The organism is uncultured Roseibium sp., assembly GCF_947496995.1.
Lineage (GTDB): Bacteria > Pseudomonadota > Alphaproteobacteria > Rhizobiales > Stappiaceae > Roseibium.
This window is the reverse complement of the sequence record NZ_CANMFD010000003.1, coordinates 270,773-288,951: the sequence shown is the minus strand read 5'-3', so window position 1 is coordinate 288,951 and position 18,179 is coordinate 270,773. Positions and strand designations below refer to the sequence as shown.

General features: G+C 61.8%; 15 protein-coding genes. 6 read left to right on the top strand and 9 right to left on the bottom strand.

Annotated elements, in window-relative coordinates; all coding sequences use genetic code 11:
• Positions 1-83: 83 nt before the first annotated feature.
• The 7 genes from Q1B40_RS14160 to Q1B40_RS14130 all read right to left on the bottom strand — a co-directional run bounded on the left by Q1B40_RS14160 (position 84) and on the right by Q1B40_RS14130 (position 7,592).
• On the bottom strand, positions 84-1,871 hold the full coding sequence (locus Q1B40_RS14160; RefSeq protein ID WP_299815745.1) for an adenine deaminase: 1,788 nt from the start codon (positions 1,869-1,871) through the stop codon (positions 84-86).
• A complete protein-coding gene (locus tag Q1B40_RS14155) occupies positions 1,868-2,782 on the bottom strand; it encodes a nucleoside hydrolase (protein WP_299815742.1) in 915 nt (304 codons plus the stop codon). The genes Q1B40_RS14160 and Q1B40_RS14155 overlap by 4 nt, the downstream gene beginning before the upstream one ends.
• A 7-nt stretch (positions 2,783-2,789) precedes the next feature.
• A complete protein-coding gene (locus tag Q1B40_RS14150; RefSeq protein WP_299815739.1) occupies positions 2,790-3,824 on the bottom strand; it encodes an ABC transporter ATP-binding protein in 1,035 nt (344 codons plus the stop codon).
• Positions 3,817-4,596 (bottom strand): ABC transporter permease, encoded by a 780-nt coding sequence (locus tag Q1B40_RS14145; RefSeq protein WP_299815736.1) that lies wholly within the window; start codon positions 4,594-4,596, stop codon positions 3,817-3,819. Before Q1B40_RS14145 ends, Q1B40_RS14150 begins: the two co-directional genes overlap by 8 nt.
• Positions 4,593-5,420 (bottom strand): ABC transporter permease, encoded by an 828-nt coding sequence (locus Q1B40_RS14140; protein ID WP_299815733.1) that lies wholly within the window; start codon positions 5,418-5,420, stop codon positions 4,593-4,595. Before Q1B40_RS14140 ends, Q1B40_RS14145 begins: the two co-directional genes overlap by 4 nt.
• A 74-nt stretch (positions 5,421-5,494) precedes the next feature.
• On the bottom strand, positions 5,495-6,517 hold the full coding sequence (locus tag Q1B40_RS14135; protein ID WP_299815730.1) for a PotD/PotF family extracellular solute-binding protein: 1,023 nt from the start codon (positions 6,515-6,517) through the stop codon (positions 5,495-5,497).
• Positions 6,510-7,592, bottom strand: a complete 1,083-nt coding sequence (locus Q1B40_RS14130) for a LacI family DNA-binding transcriptional regulator (protein ID WP_299815727.1) — start codon at positions 7,590-7,592, stop codon at positions 6,510-6,512. Before Q1B40_RS14130 ends, Q1B40_RS14135 begins: the two co-directional genes overlap by 8 nt.
• Before the next feature lie 419 nt (positions 7,593-8,011).
• Here Q1B40_RS14130 and Q1B40_RS14125 point away from each other — a divergent pair, with 419 nt between their 5' ends.
• On the top strand, positions 8,012-9,397 hold the full coding sequence (locus Q1B40_RS14125; protein ID WP_299815724.1) for a hypothetical protein: 1,386 nt from the start codon (positions 8,012-8,014) through the stop codon (positions 9,395-9,397).
• A gap of 102 nt (positions 9,398-9,499) precedes the next feature.
• Here the strand turns inward: Q1B40_RS14125 and Q1B40_RS14120 are convergent, their stop codons facing one another.
• Positions 9,500-10,249, bottom strand: a complete 750-nt coding sequence (locus Q1B40_RS14120) for an SDR family NAD(P)-dependent oxidoreductase (protein WP_299815721.1) — start codon at positions 10,247-10,249, stop codon at positions 9,500-9,502.
• Between the two features lie 197 nt (positions 10,250-10,446).
• Between Q1B40_RS14120 and Q1B40_RS14115 the strand changes: the two genes are divergently transcribed.
• Positions 10,447-11,754, top strand: coding sequence for an aminotransferase class III-fold pyridoxal phosphate-dependent enzyme (locus Q1B40_RS14115; protein ID WP_299816532.1), 1,308 nt, complete (start codon positions 10,447-10,449; stop codon positions 11,752-11,754).
• A gap of 99 nt (positions 11,755-11,853) precedes the next feature.
• Here the strand turns inward: Q1B40_RS14115 and Q1B40_RS14110 are convergent, their stop codons facing one another.
• Positions 11,854-13,335 carry a PLP-dependent aminotransferase family protein gene (locus tag Q1B40_RS14110; RefSeq protein ID WP_299815718.1) on the bottom strand — a complete coding sequence of 494 codons (1,482 nt, stop codon included), beginning with the start codon at positions 13,333-13,335 and terminating at the stop codon, positions 11,854-11,856.
• Between the two features lie 280 nt (positions 13,336-13,615).
• On the opposite strand from Q1B40_RS14110, the gene Q1B40_RS14105 reads away from it, so the two are divergent.
• From Q1B40_RS14105 to Q1B40_RS14090, 4 genes are all read left to right on the top strand, one after another.
• A complete protein-coding gene (locus tag Q1B40_RS14105; RefSeq protein ID WP_299815715.1) occupies positions 13,616-14,752 on the top strand; it encodes a PotD/PotF family extracellular solute-binding protein in 1,137 nt (378 codons plus the stop codon).
• A gap of 99 nt (positions 14,753-14,851) precedes the next feature.
• Positions 14,852-15,940, top strand: coding sequence for an ABC transporter ATP-binding protein (locus tag Q1B40_RS14100; protein ID WP_299815712.1), 1,089 nt, complete (start codon positions 14,852-14,854; stop codon positions 15,938-15,940).
• 2 nt (positions 15,941-15,942) lie between these two features.
• Positions 15,943-16,866 carry an ABC transporter permease gene (locus Q1B40_RS14095; protein WP_299815709.1) on the top strand — a complete coding sequence of 308 codons (924 nt, stop codon included), beginning with the start codon at positions 15,943-15,945 and terminating at the stop codon, positions 16,864-16,866.
• Positions 16,863-18,113 carry an ABC transporter permease gene (locus tag Q1B40_RS14090; RefSeq protein WP_299815707.1) on the top strand — a complete coding sequence of 417 codons (1,251 nt, stop codon included), beginning with the start codon at positions 16,863-16,865 and terminating at the stop codon, positions 18,111-18,113. The genes Q1B40_RS14095 and Q1B40_RS14090 overlap by 4 nt, the downstream gene beginning before the upstream one ends.
• Positions 18,114-18,179 lie beyond the last annotated feature (66 nt).

Genomic DNA, 18,179 nt, shown 5'->3' with positions numbered 1-18,179 from the left:
CGAGTTGGCGTGAAGCCGGTCTCGCAAATCAGTCGATCCGGAGTGTATTGCACCGATGGAGTCCGGAGCCAACATCATTGAAGCTAGCTGACGATCTTCAGGACCGGATTTTTCATTGGTTCGGCGAGGGTGGCATCGGCAAGGCCCATGTCGGTCAGATGCGGGCCGGCGTTGCAGGCGAGTGTGGCGCCGAAGCAGGCCTTGAAGACCAGGTAGGGTGGCTTCCAGGTAACGATCTCTTCCATGGCTTTCCGGATAGCCGCAAAGTCGCGGGCCGTTTCACTCAGCGGTGCGTCGGTGATCAGGCCGGAAAGCGACAGGGCGAGTCCGGCGAGGATCTTTCCGTCTTTGGCAACGGCCATACCGCCTTGTCGGGAAATCACCCAGTTCGCCGCAACCGCCATGTCTTCCTCGTTGCCGCCGAAGACCGTGACGTTGTGGCTGTCGTGCGAGACCGTGGTGCAGAACGCGCCCCGCCATGTTCCCCAGGATGTGAGGTAGCCGGTTGCCGGGCCGGCATCGCCGCGTCCGTGACGGTGGATGACGCTCATCAGGGTGGCGCCTTGCGGGGGAACGACACAGCCGTTCTCGACCTCTGTAATGGCGGTGCCCCAGCGTGTGAACCGGGGCCGGTCGATGGTCGCGACCTCGACGCTCCTGCCGCTTGAGCGGACCTTGAAATCCTCCGCAGTGACCTGCGTGCAATGAACGGAGTTTCGTAACAGCGCCGGGTCCGTGCCGACGAGCGGTGCCGTCAGGGTGCCGTTTTCCGCGACGGCAACGCCGTTGGCGATAACCTTCACCGTGACAAAGTTCTCAAGATCTTCAAACAGCGCGATATCCGCCCGCCGGCCCGGAGCGATGAGACCGAGATCGGCGCGTCCAAGCCGGTGCGCGGCGTTGAGGGTGGCCGCTTGAATTGCCCTCACCGGTGACAGGCCGTAGCGGACGAGACGGGCGACGACGTCGTTGAGGCCGCCGGTGGCGTGAAGATCGTCGGGGAAGACATCGTCCGTGCACAGCGTCAGCGTGGAAGGCAGGGCAGCGAGCGCGTTGAGGGTCTCCACGAATTCCGGCAGTAAATGATCATGCGAGCCGCGCAGCTCGATGGTCAGTCCGGCCCGGAGCTTGCGTATCAGATCCGCGCCGGAAGTCAGTTCGTGGTCGGAAGTGATCCCCGCCGCCATGAAGGCATTGAGATCCGCTCCTTCCAGGCCCCGGGCGTGACCGCAGACAAGCTTGCCGCTTTCAAGGCCCGCCTGCACCACGTCCGTCATGCGCGGGGCGCGATCGATCACGCCTTGCATGTTCATGACTTCGGCGACGCCGGCGATGGCTTCGCGTTCGAGCAGGTCCTGCAGTTCCGCGCGCGCGAAATCCGCCCCCGATCTCTCCAGTCCGGGCGCGGAGGGGACGCAGGACGGGGCAAGCAGCAGGATCCGCAAGGGCAGGGGCAGTGAAGCCTCAATGGCCCAGTCGACACCCGCCAGACCATGAACATTCGCCAGTTCGTGCGGGTCCCAGATGATGGTGGTCACTCCTCGGGGCAGCACCGCTTCGGCGTAGCCTGCCGGGGTGACCATGGAGCTTTCCACATGCATGTGAGTGTCGATGAGACCGGGGGAGACGAACAGCCCGGCGGCATCGATGATCTTTGCTGCATCGTCGCGCGTGCCGGTGTCGTGAACGCTGGCGATAATGGCTCCGCATACACCGATATCGGCTTGCCTCAGCTCGCCGGTGACCGCATCGACGAGCGTGCCGCCTCTTATCAGGAGATCGAAAGGTTCAAGGCCCTTGGCTGCCCTTACGGCCCGGTCCCGCAAGGGGCGGGCGGCGAGGTCTGCGGGTTCGTTTGCGGTGTCGGTCATGAAAGGGCTGCCTTTTGCAGCGTCTTCAGTGCGAGCGAGAGAACGCGGGGCGCGTCCGCATGCATCGCCCAGCGGCAGTTCGGCGTGATCCCGGGCCGTTGATCAAGGACCGTCCTGCCGCGCGTATGCGTGCCTGTGAGTTCGACCGCGACGAAGCCGGGGGCGAATGTGAAGGCTTCGGGAATGATCAGGGCCGCCGCCGCGCAAGGATCGTAAACAGCCATTTTCTCCCGTCCCCTCTCAAGGGCGATATCCACATAGGCACCGCAGAGATCGGCCAGCACACGGCCTTTTTCCGTGCCGGATGCCTCCAGCGGCCGAAGGTCGTTCGGTCCGATCAGAACCTGACGGCACAATTCCAGATCGAGGATGTCCAGGGGGACGCCGCTGTTGACGACGATCTGCACCGCCTCGGGGTCCGCAAAGGCGTTGAACTCGGCGGAAGGGGTCTGATTGCCACGGCCCGCACCGCCACCCATCCAGGTGATCTTGGCGATCTTCGTCAGAAGGTCCGGCCGGGAGAGGGCCAGAATGGCAAGATTGGTCAGGGGGCCGAGCGCCAGGACTTCTCCCGGCGCGTCAAGGCTTTCCAGCCAGGCGCACAAGGCGGCCTGGGCGGGAGACTCCGGAACGGGCGGACATTCCGGGAGCCGGGCGCCCCGGGTCGGGATGCCGGTCGGGCCAAGCACATGACCGGGCGTGATCGTCTCGCCCAGGATGGCCTGTGCCGCGCCTGTATGCATTGGCGTCCGCCAGCCCAGCAGAGCACGGGCCCCGGCCGCATTTTTGCGGACCTGTTCGAGCGGAGCGTTGCCGAAAACCAGTGAAATGCCGGATATATCCCGCTGGTCGGCGATTATCATCACCGCCAGAATATCGTCGAAACCCATATCCGTATCGATCCAGATCATGGTTTTCTCACTCCATTCGGGTCAGGCGGGCGGCGTGGTCCGGTGCGAGATCGAAGGCGATCCGGTCGCCGATGTCATAGGCATCGTGGGGAACAGGCTGTTCCGCCTTGATCGGGCCGAGGGCACTGTCGAGCAGGTATTCGCGGGCATGGCCGGCAAAGGACGACCCTTTGACGATACCGGAGAACGGTCCCGTTCCAAGGGCTACCTTGGACGGACGCCACGCCAGACCTTTTACCGTGCCGTCGACCGGCGTGCCCGGGCTGAGGGGGACCTCGCCGTCGGCGGTTTTCAGCTTGCCGTTTTCCATGGGGAAGATGTTCTCGAACCCGACGAAGTCGGCAACGAAGCGAGTGGACGGACGGTCGTAGACATCCTCCGGCGTGCCGAGCTGTTCGATATAGCCGTCCTTCATGACGACAATCCTGTCGGCAAGCGCAAGCGCTTCGCTTTGGTCGTGGGTGACGAAAACCATGGTCACGCCGCTTTCGCGCTGAACCCGCTGCAGCTCGGTGCGCATTTCCAGCCGCAGCCTTGCGTCCAGATTGGAGAGCGGCTCGTCCAGCAGAAGCACCTTCGGGTCCATGACCAGGGAGCGTGCGAGGGCGACGCGCTGCTGCTGGCCGCCGGACAGCTCCGCCGGTTTGCGGTCCGCCAGATGGGACAGGCCGACTAGGTCCAGCCCGCCATCGACCTTTGTCTCGAGCGCCTTGCCGCCCAGTTTCTTGAGGCGCAGGCCGAAGGCAACGTTTTCGAAGACATTCAGGTGCGGGAAGAGGGCATAGGACTGGAACACCAGCCCGACCTGACGCTTGTTCGCGGGCAGATAGGTGATGTCCGCCCCGTCCAGGGTGATGCGGCCGGCAGCCGGGCGCATGAGGCCGGTGATCGCCCGCATCGTTGTGGTCTTGCCGCAACCGGACGGACCGAGCAGAGCGATCAGTTCGCCCCTGGTGATGTCGAGGTTCAGTCTGTCGACGGCAACCGACTTGCCGTAGGCCAGCGTGACGTCTTTCAGCGAGAGATAGGTCAGATCAGACATAACGGGAAAATCCGAGGAAACGTTCGGCCAGAAACACGATGGCGATGGACAGGAAGGCCAGCAGCGCGGCAAGCGCGGCCACGGACGGGTCGTAGGTGATTTCCATGTACCAGATCATGTCGATGGGCAGGGTTCTGACGCCGGGGCCGGACAGGAACAGGGAGACCGGAACCTGATTGAAGCTGGTGACGAAACCGAGGATGAAGGCGGCGAGAATGCCGTTGCGGATATTGGGCAGCACGACCCGGAAGAAGGCTCCGGCGCGTGACGAGCCGAGGATGACCGCGGCCTCCTCGATGTCGCTGCGCAGGTTCTCAAGCGACGCGGAGACGACCCGCACCGCATAGGGCAGGATGAGAGCCGTATGCGCGATGAAGAGCGCCAGCCCGATGCCGACGTCCAGCGGGATCACCAGATAACGCAGGAGGGCGAGGCCGACGATGATGCCCGGCACGATGATCGGTGCGGAGACGATGGTGCGCAGGGTCTCGCCGAAGGGCAGCTTGTAGCGAGAAGCGGCATAGGCGACTGGGACGCCGAGAATGAGCGCCGCCAGCGTGCCGAACACGGCAAGGAACATGGACAGGGCGAAGCTGTTCCGGAAGCTCTCGATCTCGAAGACCTTGAAAACCCATTTCAGGGACAGGCCCTGGGGCGGAAAGGCCAGCGTCTCTCCGGCGGACAGGGCCGCCGCGACGATGATCAGGAACGGCCCCAGGAGAAAGGCGAGCACCAGGGTGAGGGTGACGTAGGAAAGAAGACGGCCGGTCATCGTCTGTTCCTCGCCGTTGCCAGACGCTTCAGCAGCATGTTCGCCGAGAAACTCATGACGATCAGGATCATGGCGATGATGCTTGCGGATGCGAAGTCATTGGCGACCGTCACCCGCTGATAGAGGAGGGTTTCCAGCATGAGAACCTTCGAGCCGCCGAGAATGGCGGGGGTGATATAGGCGGTGAGCGATCCGGTGAAGACCAGCGTGCCGCCGATGACGAGGCCTTCCCGCGTCAGCGGCAGGATCACCTTGAGAAAGACCTGCAGCCAGTTGGCACCGAGCACCCGCGCGGCGGGCACGGCGTCCCTGGGCATGTTCTCCAGGGCGCTGATCAGGGAAAGGATCATCAGGGGAAGGAAGAGTTGCAGCAGTCCGATGAAGACGGCTGTCTCGGTGAAGAGAAAGCGGACCGGGGTGTCGGACAATCCGAGGCCCACGATGACCTGGTTGACGAAGCCGGTGCGGCCCAGGATGACGATCCAGGCATAGGTGCGGGCGACCGGAGAAATCATCAGCGGCATGACCACGAGGCCGATCATGCGGCCGCGCGCCGTTGGAGGCAGCGTGACGATGGCATAGGCGGTGGCATAGCCGATCACCGCAGAGACGGCCGTCACCATCGCGCCGAGTTTCAGGGTGCGCCAGAAAACGGTCTGATTGAGCGGTTTGGAGAAGAAGTCGACATAGGCGCTCAAGCTCCACGCACCTTCCATCCGGAAACCTTCCGATAGCAGAATGCCGACGGGGACCAGAAAGACGACCGCCGCGAACACGACCGCGGGTAAAGCGAGGGCGAGTGCTTCCGCCCGGTTCTGAAACATGAAACCTGCCTTGAATGTGCAGGCAGCGTTGTCACGCTGCCTGCTGACTTTCGGTTATCCGGATACGGACGGCGTTACTGGCCGACCTTGTCGTTCCATTCGGCGAGCCAGGTTTCGCGGTTGTCCAGAATGACGGCCGGCGGCAGAAGATGAAGGTTCTTCACCGTTTCTTCGCCATAGGTGAGGTTTGCCGCCACTTCGTCGGAAACCTTCACCTCCGCATTGGCCGGGCTGTCGACCAGGGCTTCGGCAAGTTTCGTCTGGATCTCGGTGGACAGCCAGTAATCCATGAACTGGTAGGCGAGGTCTTCGTTCTTGGCGCCCTTGGTCAGGATCATGACATTCATGCCGCCGGTCTGGCCTTCCTTCGGCGTTGCCCAGGCAATGTTCATGTCCATTTTCGGATAGGCGCCCCACGCGAACCGGCCGATGGGTGCTGCCAGGATTTCTTCCTGCTGCATGAGCTGTGCGACCTGGGAGGAGCGGACGTAGAAGGTGAGGATATCGTCCTTGTTCGCACCGACTTCGGCGATTGGCGCGGAAAGGGAGGGGGCATCGTCGCCCATCGCCTTGCCGAGCATGTAGAGCGCGGGCGGGCCCTGGTTGGTGGTCACATTGGGAAATGCCACGCGGCCTTTCAGGTCGTCCTGGAACAGGTCGGACCAGCTTTCGATCTTCACCTTGTCGGCGCGGTAGGCGATGGACGTGGCGTAGAAGGTGTAGCCGATGCCGAGGTGGTCGCCCAGCGGGTCCTTGGCGATGTCATAGAGCTTGTCGAAGTTCGACAGTTTCGAGACGTCGATGGACTGGGTGATGCCTTTGCGTGCCGCTGAAAGGGCATCATGTGTGGACATGACCGCCATGTCGATTTCCGGATCGTCCTTGCGGGCTTCCAGCTTCGCCAGGCGCTCCACGCTGTTGCCGGTCTCCACCACCAGCTCGCAGCCGCAGATCTTTTCAAAGGGGTCGTAGACGATTTCCTTGAAGGCATCCTGGGCAAAACCGTAGACGGAGATGACCAGCTTGTCGTCGGCGGCAAGCGACGGTGCGGTGAAAGCGCAGAGGGCGACGCCCGCGGCGAGAGTTCTTCTAAGCATTGTTTGTTCCTTCTCTGGAGGGGAGGGTGTCAGGATCTGGATTGTTGTTGTTATCCTGCGATGGGAAGAGGTTTTCATTCGGCGAGGCGCTGGAATTCCGGACAACGAGTTCCATCGGCACGGCCTGAGGACGCGTGGCTTCGTCCACGGGTGGGGCGCTCCTGTCCGGTTCGATCTGCAGAAGGAGATCGGCCACGGCGAGCCGGGCGATCTTCTCCATGTCCATGCGCACGGTCGTCAGGGCGGGTGAAATGGACCGGGCCCAATGCAGGTCGTCAAAACCGGTGACGGTGACATGCACGGGCACCGAAAGGCCTGAACGCTGAAGCTCGCTGACGGCGCGCAGGGCGTGAATATCGGAGACAGCGGCGAAGGCCGTATAGCCATGACGCACCAGCTCCGCGAGCCCGAGTTCGCATCCCGGTCCCGCGGCTGCTTCCAGGGCGTCGATCCACAGCGTGCGGACGGAACCTTCCGGGCCGAAGCCCGTGCGGATGCCACCGATACGGTCGGCCTGAACATTGGAGTCCTGGTGAAGACCGATGACGGCAAGGCGCGTGTGCCCGAGATCGCGCAAATGCGCGCCGATCAGTCTGCCGCCCTGCCAGTGGTCGGCGGAAACGGTGTTTCCCGGTGTCGATGGTGTGTCGATCACCGCGACGGGACAGTTGATTTCAGCGATCCTGGTACCGTGCCGGGGCACGAGGATAATGCCGTCGGCGCCACGTTCGATAAGCTGGTCGATGGCAGCGGTCTGGGTTTTGACGTCACCGCGGCTGTCGCCGATCAGAACGCCGTAGCCGGCCTTCGTGGCGGCCTGCTCGATCGCCTGGGCAAATTGCGGGAACAAGGGATGGCCGATATCGGCCAGCACCAGGCCGAGAACATGGCTGCGCCCGGTGCTCAGGGCCCGTCCGGCAAGGCTGGGGACATAGCCGAGTTCCCTGGCCTTTTCCGCAATCTGCCGTGACAGCTGTGCGGAGACCCTTCCCTTGCCCGATAGGGCATTGGACACGGTTGCGCTGGAAACGCCGAGGGCTCTGGCAATGTCCGAAAGATTGGGGCGTGGTGCCATCTGGTTTGGAGTACCAGCCGTTGGAACAAATCTGATTAAGCGTTTAATCAGACTAGGCAGAATATCCGCTGATGTCGACTCCTTTCATGACGTGAAAACGCCTTCCGGGTCGATTCAACCTGCGGCGGCAAAAACAAAAACGGGTCCCTTCGGGCAGCGCGCGGCTTTGGTTCACGCTGTTTTCCGAGCAATCGGGCTTGAGCCGATCCTGGCTGTCCAGCGCGATTGTCAGCTGTGTTACATGCCTGTTCACGGGAGTGTTCCCGCACAGTCTGCCAAGCGGAAACTTGTTTCCTCGATCACAGTCCGCAAGCCCGGCCGGTGCTAGACCAACGGACATCAGGATCCTGTTTGCTTTTGTGCACGCCCATCATTTCGAACAGACTTATTTTTGGAAAACCCCGTCCCCAGGTGTGATGATGTCGAGTTTACCCAAAATCAGTATCGCTCGTTCCGTCGGATTTCGGGCGCAGAACAACATTGCAGACGTTCGAACCGTCCAAAAGCGCCTGAACCTTCTGCTGGATCCGTCCCGCACTCCTTTGGTGGAGGACGGTTTCCACGGTCCGCTGACCAAGGGCATGATCGGCGATTTTCAGAGCAAGGTGCTGGGTTTCATGAACCCGGACCAGCGCGTGGATCCGGTCGGACCGACACTATCGGCGCTGAACGATGCGGCGTCGGAGGCAAAGTGGAAGGTTGCGCCTGTAACTCCAAAACCGGTACCGCCGAAGGACAATCCGGACAAACCGACACCGGACAAGCCCGCCGATCCGTCTGGCATGCCGAAGATACCCGTCTTCGGTCCGACCGACGGCAGCCCGGGTTTCGACGGCTTTCCCGCGCCGTCGCAGGTGCTCGGGCCTTTGCAGGTGAAGATAAGTCCGGCGCGTGACGGCGCCTGGATCATGGTGCCGGAGGGTTCCGAACGGTCGATCCGGATCGGTATCGATCCCGACAGTCCGGTCCGGATTGCAGGCAAGGGGGTCGATGAAGAAGGCTATGCCTGTTCATTCACCAAGGAACGGCTGCTGCGCGCAGTCATCAAAGGCCAGTGTCTGGTGATCAAGGGACTTAATTCCTGCAAGGACTGCAAGCTGGATCTCTTTCAGAACGGCAAACACCTGCGGGTCTATGTGTCCGTGAAACCGCGCAGGATCGTGCCGATCTTCGCCTTTCACGTCGAGCACGGACCTGGCCTGAAATCACGCGTTTCGAGCGGTGAGCTCAGGACCGTGTTCAAAATCGCAAACAGCGAAGTCCTGATACCCCAGTGCAACGTGGAACTTCGCCTGCTCGGCGACGAGTTGCTGTCGCACAAGGACATCGGCCGCCATCTCGGATTTGTTGTCCGATCAGACAGTTACGAGAACAAGAGAGACGAATTCAAGTACCTTAAACCCTTTGCAAAGGAACGTGCGTTTCCGCAGCCCTCAGGGGCAGACCATATCAAGACCGTGAACGTCTTCATCGTCCGGGAAATGGTCAGCACTCAGAAAAAGGGTGAACGGCCGACGAAGGCGAACGGCCTGATGGACTATGACACCGGTATGTGCCTGCTCGATGACCGGTCCTATCGCAAGACGACCCACATCAATTCGATTGCACGCACGCTTTCGCATGAAGTCGGCCATCTTCTGATACAGCAGCTCTACACTCACAACGCAGACATAGTGCAGCCTCACGCACACAATCCCTATGACGATGCCCTGATGTATCCGGGAGGCCTCGGGAACAAGCTGTACCGGGTCGAGGTAGAGGCCATGAACCCGACATCCTTCAGACCGCCGTCCTGGTATTCCTGACCCTGACATTCGCAGGACAGGCGATCGGATACACATCAGCGGTGACTGGTCCGAAGGAGGCGAGGCGACAGCGATGGACCGGCATGAGTTCCGGTGCCGCTTTTAGCCCTCCCGGGCAATCTGCCAGCCGGCCCAGGATTGGCTGACAGGCATGATCTCAAGGGAATTTATGTTGAGATGGGAAGGCTGGGTGGCGATCCAGTAGACCGTGTTGGCGATGTCTTCTGGCTGGATCGCGTTCGCGCCGCCATAAAGTGCGTCATAGCTTTGCCTGTCGCCACCTGTGCGCACCAGAGTGAACTCGCTCTCGCATAGCCCCGGTTCGATCGAGGTCACACGCACGCCCTTGCCGTGAAGGTCCGAGCGCATGCCGAGAGAGAACTGACGCAGGAAGGCCTTGGTGCCCGCATAGACATTGCCGCCCGGATAGGGCCAGTTGGCGGCGATGGAGGAGATGTTGACGATCATCCCCTTGCGCTCGACGAGCTTCGGCAGCAGCAGGTCGGTGATGGTGACAAGGCCGGTGATGTTGGTATCGATCATGGTCTTCCAGTCGGACAGCTTCGTGTCCGGCGCCGACGCGGTGCCGAGGGCAAGACCGGCATTGTTCACCAGAACGTCGATATCCTGGAAGTGCTCAGGCAGGTCGGCGAGAGCGTCCCTCGTTGCCGCTTCGTCCATGATGTCGAAGACAGCGGGACAAAAGCTGTTGCCGAGCTCTTCGCGCAGTTTTTCCAGACGGTCTGCCCGCCGGCCGGTGCCCACGACCTTCCAGCCGTTTGCCGTGAACAGCCGGGCCATTGCCTGGCCGAAACCCGATGTCGTTCCGGTGATGAGAATTGTGCCGGTCATGGCAAGGCCTTTCCTGAGGTTGAGGTCAGCATTCATCTGAGCGGACCATACGAACAAGGCGCGCCGGCACAATGGCAAAACAGGCGGCAAACATCTCTGGCCCTTACGAATGAAAGAGCTGGCTCTAAGCAAGCGTCGGGTCTGGTCCTAGGAGTGATCCAACCGTTTCGATCTTGAGGACCCGAGCAGTGACCCAGATGCCGATCAACATGGACCATCACTGGATGCCGTTCACCAACAACCGGCTGTTCCATCAGGAACCCCAGATGTTCGAGAAGGCACAAGGCGTGCGCTACTGGACGCCGGAGGGCCGGGAAGTGCTGGACGGCTCCTCGGGTCTGTTCACCTGCGCGGCGGGTCATGGCCGCGAGGAGATCGCCGAGGCTGTCTACAAACAGCTTCAGGACCTGGACTATACGCCGCATTTTCAGCGTGCAGCGCCGATCTCCTTCAAGCTGGCGGAAGCCCTGAGCGACATTCTGCCCGAAGGGCTGGACCGGGTCTTTTTCGGTTCCTCCGGCTCGGAGGCGGTCGACAGCGCCATCAAGATCTGCCTTGCCTATCACAAGGCCAAGGGAAATCCCCAGCGCACCCGTTTCGTCTCGCGTTCGTGGGCCTATCACGGCGTTAATCTCGGCGGCACGTCGCTGGCGGGCATGGTCGGCAACCGGCGGGACTTTTCCGGTGTGACCTGCGACGTGGTTCACATGCGCCACACCTGGAACGAGGAACAGCGGTTCACGCGGGGCCAGCCGGAAGACGGAGCCCATCTGGCGGATGACCTGGAAGAGATCTGCAAGACCTACGGCGGCGAGACGATCGCGGCTGTCTTCGTCGAACCGATCGCCGGCTCCATCGGCACAATCGTTCCACCCGTCGGCTATCTTCAGCGCCTGCGGGAGATTGCCGACAAATACGGTATTCTTCTGGTGTTCGACGAGGTGATCACCGGGTTCGGCCGCACGGGAGCCGCCTTTGCCGCGCAGGAGTTCGGGGTGACGCCGGATGTCATGACAATGGCGAAAGCCCTGACAAACGGGGCCATTCCCATGAGCGCCGTCGCCGTGAAAACCGAAATCCAGAAAGCCGTGATCGAATCCATATCCGCCGACAGGCCGGAACTGATGCATGGCTATACCTATTCCGCCCATCCGGTCGCCTGTGCCGCCGCGCTGGCAACCCTCGGCATCTACAAGAGTGAAGGCCTGTTTGACCGGGCCGCCAGCCTGTCGGGGACCTTCCTCGACAGCGTCTTCAGCCTGCGCAATCTTCCCCATGTCGCCGATCTGCGCGGCTACGGCATGATGTCCGGCATCCAGCTGACGCCGGGCGAAGCGCCCGGAGCGAAGGGGTCCATCGTGCAGCGGCGGCTGTTCGATGAGGGGTTGCACGTGAAGGCAACCGGCGATGCCCTGATTTTCGCACCTGCCCTGACAACCTCGGAAGAGGACCTGTCGAAGATGGTCGACATGCTCCAGAACGTGCTGGGGCGCGCGGAGCTTTAGGCCCAGGCGTCCAACGACTCAGGCCTTGCCGTCTGGCAAGGTTCCGGATCTCCGCTTCGCTGCGTCCGGAACGGCACTGCGGGGTGTCCGGTTATCGGGTCACGTGCTCTTAGCAAGGAGTTGGCCAAGCAGCCGGATGCCGGGTTCCATCTTCTCCTCGGCGATGGCACCGAAGCCGAGACGGATGCGGTTGCGGGGTTTTTGCGGCGACGCATAATGGATGTCGCCCGCTTCGATCAGGAGACCGTGCCGGGCTGCTTCCGCCTGTAATTCCATGGCTGCGATCCCTTCGGGAATTCGGATCCAGACGCCGGACCCGCCGGTGGTCACCGTTGCCTCGCAGGCGGGGAGGTGGGTTTCGATCAGCTTGAAGATCTTCTTCCACTTCTGTGACAGGATTTTTCTCTGGCGGCGGATGTGTGAGTCATAATGTCCTTCAGACAGGAAGATCGCCATCGCCCGCTGATCGAGGGCGGAGGGATGCCGGTACATGAGCCGACGCAAGGCCCGCAGTTCCCTGACGATGCGCCTGTCCGCCGCGATGAAGCCGAGACGCAGTCCCGGAAAAAGCGCCTTCGACAGGCTGGCGACATGGATGACCCGGCCGGTCCGGTCGAAACTGCGCAGGGAAGGTTTCTGCGCGCCGACAAAATTCAGTTCATGCTCATAGTCGTCTTCCAGAATGATGAAATCGTTGGTTTCCGCCTGGGCCAGCAACTTCAGACGCCGTTCCATGGACATGGTGACATTGGTCGGTGACTGATGTCCCGGCGTGACATAGACCAGCCGGGCGCCTTCCAGATCGTCACCGAAACGCATGCCGTTGGAATCCACCCGGTGATGCCTGATTTCCGCACCGAGCGCCTGGAAAATGTTGCGCGCATCCACGTAACCGGGTTCTTCGATATCGACCCGGATACCGGGCCGACAGAACAGGTGGGCCGCCATGAACAGGGCGTTTTGCGCCCCGACCGTGATCAGGATCTCTTCCGGATCCGCCCGGAAGCCCCGCTGCGGCAGCATGCGGCGGATGATCTGGTCGACCAGCATCGGATCGTCCCGGTCCACCAGATCGCCGATCCAGGTGGGCGCGTGCTGGGCGGTTCCGGCCAGACGCACGCAGTCCCGCCAGCGGGTCACCGACGTCTTGTCGGGCGAAAGCTGGCCGAAGATGAACGGGAATTCGAAAGTCTGCCAATCGGCTGCCTTGAGAATGTTTTCCTGATCCGAATAGCGGTAGGCCAGAAGCGCGTCCGGGTCGAAGGGATGCTTCGACCGGGGAAGGATCTCCTTGGCGTGATCGTCGACGCGGATGTTGAGCTGTTCGCGGATATGGCGCTCATTGATGAAATAACCGCGCCGGCTGACCGACTTCAGGTAGCCGTCCTCCACCAGCCGCTCGTAGACGATGGCGACGGTATTGCGGGAAACGTTGATCTGCCTTGAAAAGACGCGTGTTGCCGGCAAGGGCTCGTGCAGAGGCCAGACACCGTCGAGGATCGCCTCGATCAGCCGCTCCTGGATCTGGTGCTGGAGGCGCCGGTCAGGATCAAAAGGTTTGTTGAAATAGGTCGCAAGCATTTGAATTTCCGCAATGGCGAAGAGGACGCCGCCGGTGTCCATCTGATTTCGCGAGGACAGTTTTGGTGGTAATGCCGCGCGGAGCAAGTCCTCTTGCATGCCCTGGCACCATAGTTTTCAGCCTCTGGCTCTAATGGCGGATGTTGCACCGCAATACTCTTCCGGTCAACGCGGCGCAGGATCGGTCCGGGCAGTCATGTCACGGGCAAAAAAAGATCCGGCCTGTACCGCGCCAGAGCAGTGAACAGTTTGGTCAGACCAACAGACAGGGGATGTCACAATGAATTTCAAAAAGGGTGCACGCACCACGCGGCGCGATTTTCTGAAGAGCGCGGCCGCGGTCGGCGCAGGGCTGTCCATGCCCGCGATCGTCAGTTCCAGCGTGCTGGCCTCATCCGGCGAAATCAACATCATGATGTGGTCGGACTATCTGCCGGAAAGCTTCGTCAACGGCTTCACGGACAAGACCGGGATCAAGATCAACTTCACCGGCATCGGCTCCAACGAGGAAATCATCAACAAGCTGAAGGCCACCAGCGGTGAAGGTTTCGACATCGTCTCCCCGACAGTGAACCGCAACCTGCTCTGGGCGGAGCTGGGCCTGCTGCAGCCGTTCGACATGTCCAAGGTTGACCTCGACAAGGTCAATCCTTCCATGGCGCTGGGCGAGACCCACTGGAACTTCGACGGCAAGGGCGTTTTCTGGCTGCCGCATATCTGGGGCACGGAAGGCATTGCATGGCGGACGGACGCATTCGTGCCGGCAGGTGAATTCCCGAGCTATTACGATGTCTGGGATGAGGCCAACGCAGGCAAGACCATGGGTCGCGGCCACTCCATGCTGCTCGGCCTCGGCCTCGGCCTGGAAGGCCGCGGCGAGATGGATGCCGGTTCCATGTGGGCAGCCTATGAGAGCCCGGAGAAAATGGACGAGGTCTGGACCAAGCTTGTTGAGACAGCCATCGCCAAGAAGCCGAACATCAAGCTGATCTGGAACGATGCCGACACCCAGAAGAACGGCTTGCTGAACGAAGGCGTCATTGTCGGCCAGACCTGGGACGGCCCACCGCTGGCACTCAAGACGGCTGGCGAACCGGTCATGTACCGGGCACCGAAAGAGGGCGCAATGGCCTGGGTCGACGGCCTTGCCATGCCGACCGGCGCAAAGAACATCGATCAGATCTACGCATTCATCGAAGCGGCCTATGACGCAAAGCTGGCCGGCGAGGCCATCAAGACACATGGCTACAATTCGCCTGTCGTCGGCGCTGCGGAATTCGGCGGGGAAATCTATGCCAAGAACTTCGCCGATGCCTATCCGGGCGAGGCGCTGGGCAATCTGAACGCGTGGCCTGCCGAGGCACCCTGGTACTCGGAAAAGCGGACGGAATACACCAACAAGTTTCTGTCCGCATAACACGTACGGATCAACGGGCACCGGATGCCGGGCGCAGTCCCGTCCGGCATTCGGCTGCCCGTTTTCACCGTTCCGTTCAGCCGTATTTCCGAGAGCGTCATGGCCACAAAAGATATTGTTCTGGATCACGTTTCCATCCGCTTCGGGGCCTATACCGCGGTCGACAACGCTCATCTCGTGATCAAGGGTGGGGAGTTCTTCTCCTTCCTGGGTCCGTCGGGGTGCGGCAAGACGACGTTGCTGCGCTGCATCTCGGGCTTCAGCGATCCGAGCGAGGGCCGGGTCCTGATCGGCGGGCAGGACATGAAGGGCATTGGCCCCAACAAGCGTCCGACGGCGCTGATTTTCCAGAACCTTGCCCTGTTTCCGCTGATGAGCGTTGCCGACAACATCGCCTTTCCGCTGGAAGTGCGCGGCGTTGGCAGGAGGGATCGCCGCAAGCGCGCGGACGAACTTCTGGAGATGATCGCGCTGCCCGGAGTGGGCGACAAGAAGGTTCACGAACTGTCGGGTGGCCAGCGGCAACGCGTGGCGATTGCTCGCGCGCTGGCGGTGGAGCCGGATATTCTCCTGCTCGACGAGCCGCTGTCGGCCCTCGATCTGAAGCTGCGCCATCACATGCGCACGGAGCTGCGCACGATCCAGCAGCAGGTCGGGCTGACGTTCATCTACATCACCCATGACCAGGGCGAAGCCCTGACGATGTCCGACCGGGTCGCGGTGATGAATGCCGGGGTCATCGAACAGGTCGATCCGCCCGAGACGATCTATAACCGGCCCAAGACATCCTTTGTGGCTTCCTTCGTCGGCCAGTCCAACGCGATCGAAGGCAAGGTGGCGTCCCAGTCGGGCACGCTGGTGTCGATCGAAACGCCGCTTGGCCGATTGCAGGGGCGCGCGGCCGGCGGGCGTCAGTACAAGTCCGGCGACAACTGCTTCCTGTTCATCAGGCCTGAACAACTGAGCCTTGGCGACGGCCTGCCGAACGCGGTGGCCGCCAACTGGGTCAAGGAAGAATTCGAGGGCAATGCCCGGCAGATGTTCCTTGAAGCGAATGGCGTGCCTCTGCGCCTGTCCAGGGTCAATCTCGGTGGTGCCGCCGACACGCTGTCAGGCGCGAGCGTGCCGGTCGGGTTCGAACCCGACCAGGCCATCGTTCTGCCTCACGGCGTTCTGGCGGGGGCATAGGAATGCAGGCTCTTCAGACCGCGTTGAAGCAGATCGCCGGCAAGCACGGTCTCGGTGCGGCCACCTTTGTCGGTGTCGCCGTCCTGATCTGGGTGATCTTCCTGATCGCCCTGCCACAGTTGGCGATGCTCGACTATTCGTTCCGCTTCAACCTGCCCGCCTCTGACGTCGGCGGCCCGCAGGATGTCTATACGCTCGAAAATTATGCCTATTTCTTCCAGGGCAATGACGGCACGGTGAACACGCTCGATATCGGGATCCTGGTCAGGACGCTGGTCGCGGCCGTGTTCGTGACCTGCATCGACATCCTGCTGTGCTATCCGATCGCGTTCATTCTGGCCCATTCGGCCACCGGCGTTGCCGCGCGGATGATGGTCATCGGCCTGATCGTGCCCTTCTGGGTCAATGAAATCCTGCGCGCCTTTGCCTTCCGCGTGCTGTTCGGCGCCACCGGCCTCATCAATGGCGTCGGCATGTCGATGGGGCTGTGGGACCAGCCGGTGGATTTCATCCGGGCGGATGTGGCGCTCTATTCCGGGCTGACCTATGCCTACATTCTGCTGATGGTGTTCCCGATCTTCAACGCTGTTGAAGCTCTGGACCGGAACCAGATCGAAGCGGCGCGGGACATGGGCGCGAGCTGGTGGCGGGTTCACTGGCGGGTGGTGCTGCCGGTCGCCAAGCCGGGCATCGCCTCCGGTGCGACCATGGTGTTCATGCTGACGGCGGGCGCACTGGCCGCCCCGCAGATCCTCGGCGGACCGTCCAGTCTCTGGTTCACCCAGCTCATCTACCAGTGGTTTAACGAGAGCGCCAACTGGCAGCGCGGTTCGGCCTATGCGGTCATCCTGCTTATCGTCTGCATCTCCTTCGTGATGATGCTGATGCGGGTCTTCAAGGTATCCATCGGGGAGATCGGCCGATGAACCGGGGCACGGGCGGCGGCGCCGTCGCAGCGGGATTTTCGCTGCTTTTCTTTTCCTTCCTGTTCGGTCCGCTGATCATCATGGTGATCACGGCGTTCAATTCCTCGTCTTTTCCGAGGATCACCCCGTGGGAGTGTTTCACCACCGAATGGTTCGCCGTTCTCTTCGCCAACGACCGGCTGATGAGCGGTCTGCTGAACAGCCTGGTGATTGCCGTCAGCGTCGTTGCCATCGCGGTGCCCATCGGTCTTGCCGGCGCACTGGCTCTTTCGGAGCTCAGCTCCCGGCTGCGGGCGGTGCTCTATACGGTGCTGATCACGCCGATCCTGATCCCGGGCGTGGTTCTGGGAATCTCGACCATCGTCTTCTGGGGCGCGCTGGGCCGCAGCGTCGGAGCGGAATACGGCTCGTTTTTCTTCGACGGCATGTTCCTGACCCTGGCCGGCCAGGTGACCTTCATATCGGCCTACGCCATGCTGGTGTTCCTGGCGCGGCTGCAAAGGTTCGATCCGATCCTGACCGAGGCCGCGCTTGACCTGGGGGCAACGCCCGGTCAGGCGTTTCGCAAGATTCTTCTGCCTTTCCTCGGGCCTGCTATCGGATCGGCAACCTTCCTGACGTTCCTGGCATCGTTCGAAAACTACAACACGACCGTGTTTACGATCCTGTCCGGCAACACCTTCACGACGGCGCTGGCTTCCAAGGTGCGGCACGGTACCGACCCCTCGCTGTCGGCGCTCGCGGTGATCATCATCGGCATTACCCTGATCGGGGCGATCGTTCATGAAGCGCACACGCGCCGAAAGGAAGTGCTGCGCACGGGTATCGCAACACGGTCGCGGATCTACGGCAATCCGGTTTTGAAGACCCTGGTCCATCCGCTGACGGTTTTCCTGATCCTCGCCGGTATCGCGGGCCTTGCCACCTGGCAGGGCACACGGCACGACGCTTCGGTCTGCAAGCAGCAGATCCTCGACGACAAGCGGGCGCGTCAGCACGAACTTCTGGAAGAGCAGCGCCGGAAAATGCAGGAACAGCAGAAAACCACTGCGCCGGTGACCTCACCAGCCGATGCGGCCGGGAAAGCCAACCCGTCGCCTTTCGGCGGGGCGTTCAGCCCCAATGGCCTGACGCCGGCACAGGAAGAGCAGGCGCCCGCCGCAGCTCCGACAGAGACGCCAGCCAAGGCCAATCCATCGCCATTCGGCGGAGCGTTCAATCCGAACGGGCTGAAACCTTCGCAATAGGTGCCGGGTGAAAGGTGTTGGGGTTGCGTCTGCATGAGTTAGGCGGTCGGGAAGAGGCACAACAAG

Coding starts and splice junctions, on each gene's coding strand:
- Q1B40_RS14160 (WP_299815745.1), bottom strand. CDS start 1,871: ATGACCGACACCGCAAACGAACCCGCAGACCTCGCCGCCCGCCCCTTG.
- Q1B40_RS14155 (WP_299815742.1), bottom strand. CDS start 2,782: ATGATCTGGATCGATACGGATATGGGTTTCGACGATATTCTGGCGGTG.
- Q1B40_RS14150 (WP_299815739.1), bottom strand. CDS start 3,824: ATGTCTGATCTGACCTATCTCTCGCTGAAAGACGTCACGCTGGCCTAC.
- Q1B40_RS14145 (WP_299815736.1), bottom strand. CDS start 4,596: ATGACCGGCCGTCTTCTTTCCTACGTCACCCTCACCCTGGTGCTCGCC.
- Q1B40_RS14140 (WP_299815733.1), bottom strand. CDS start 5,420: ATGTTTCAGAACCGGGCGGAAGCACTCGCCCTCGCTTTACCCGCGGTC.
- Q1B40_RS14135 (WP_299815730.1), bottom strand. CDS start 6,517: ATGCTTAGAAGAACTCTCGCCGCGGGCGTCGCCCTCTGCGCTTTCACC.
- Q1B40_RS14130 (WP_299815727.1), bottom strand. CDS start 7,592: ATGGCACCACGCCCCAATCTTTCGGACATTGCCAGAGCCCTCGGCGTT.
- Q1B40_RS14125 (WP_299815724.1), top strand. CDS start 8,012: ATGTCGAGTTTACCCAAAATCAGTATCGCTCGTTCCGTCGGATTTCGG.
- Q1B40_RS14120 (WP_299815721.1), bottom strand. CDS start 10,249: ATGACCGGCACAATTCTCATCACCGGAACGACATCGGGTTTCGGCCAG.
- Q1B40_RS14115 (WP_299816532.1), top strand. CDS start 10,447: ATGCCGATCAACATGGACCATCACTGGATGCCGTTCACCAACAACCGG.
- Q1B40_RS14110 (WP_299815718.1), bottom strand. CDS start 13,335: ATGCTTGCGACCTATTTCAACAAACCTTTTGATCCTGACCGGCGCCTC.
- Q1B40_RS14105 (WP_299815715.1), top strand. CDS start 13,616: ATGAATTTCAAAAAGGGTGCACGCACCACGCGGCGCGATTTTCTGAAG.
- Q1B40_RS14100 (WP_299815712.1), top strand. CDS start 14,852: ATGGCCACAAAAGATATTGTTCTGGATCACGTTTCCATCCGCTTCGGG.
- Q1B40_RS14095 (WP_299815709.1), top strand. CDS start 15,943: ATGCAGGCTCTTCAGACCGCGTTGAAGCAGATCGCCGGCAAGCACGGT.
- Q1B40_RS14090 (WP_299815707.1), top strand. CDS start 16,863: ATGAACCGGGGCACGGGCGGCGGCGCCGTCGCAGCGGGATTTTCGCTG.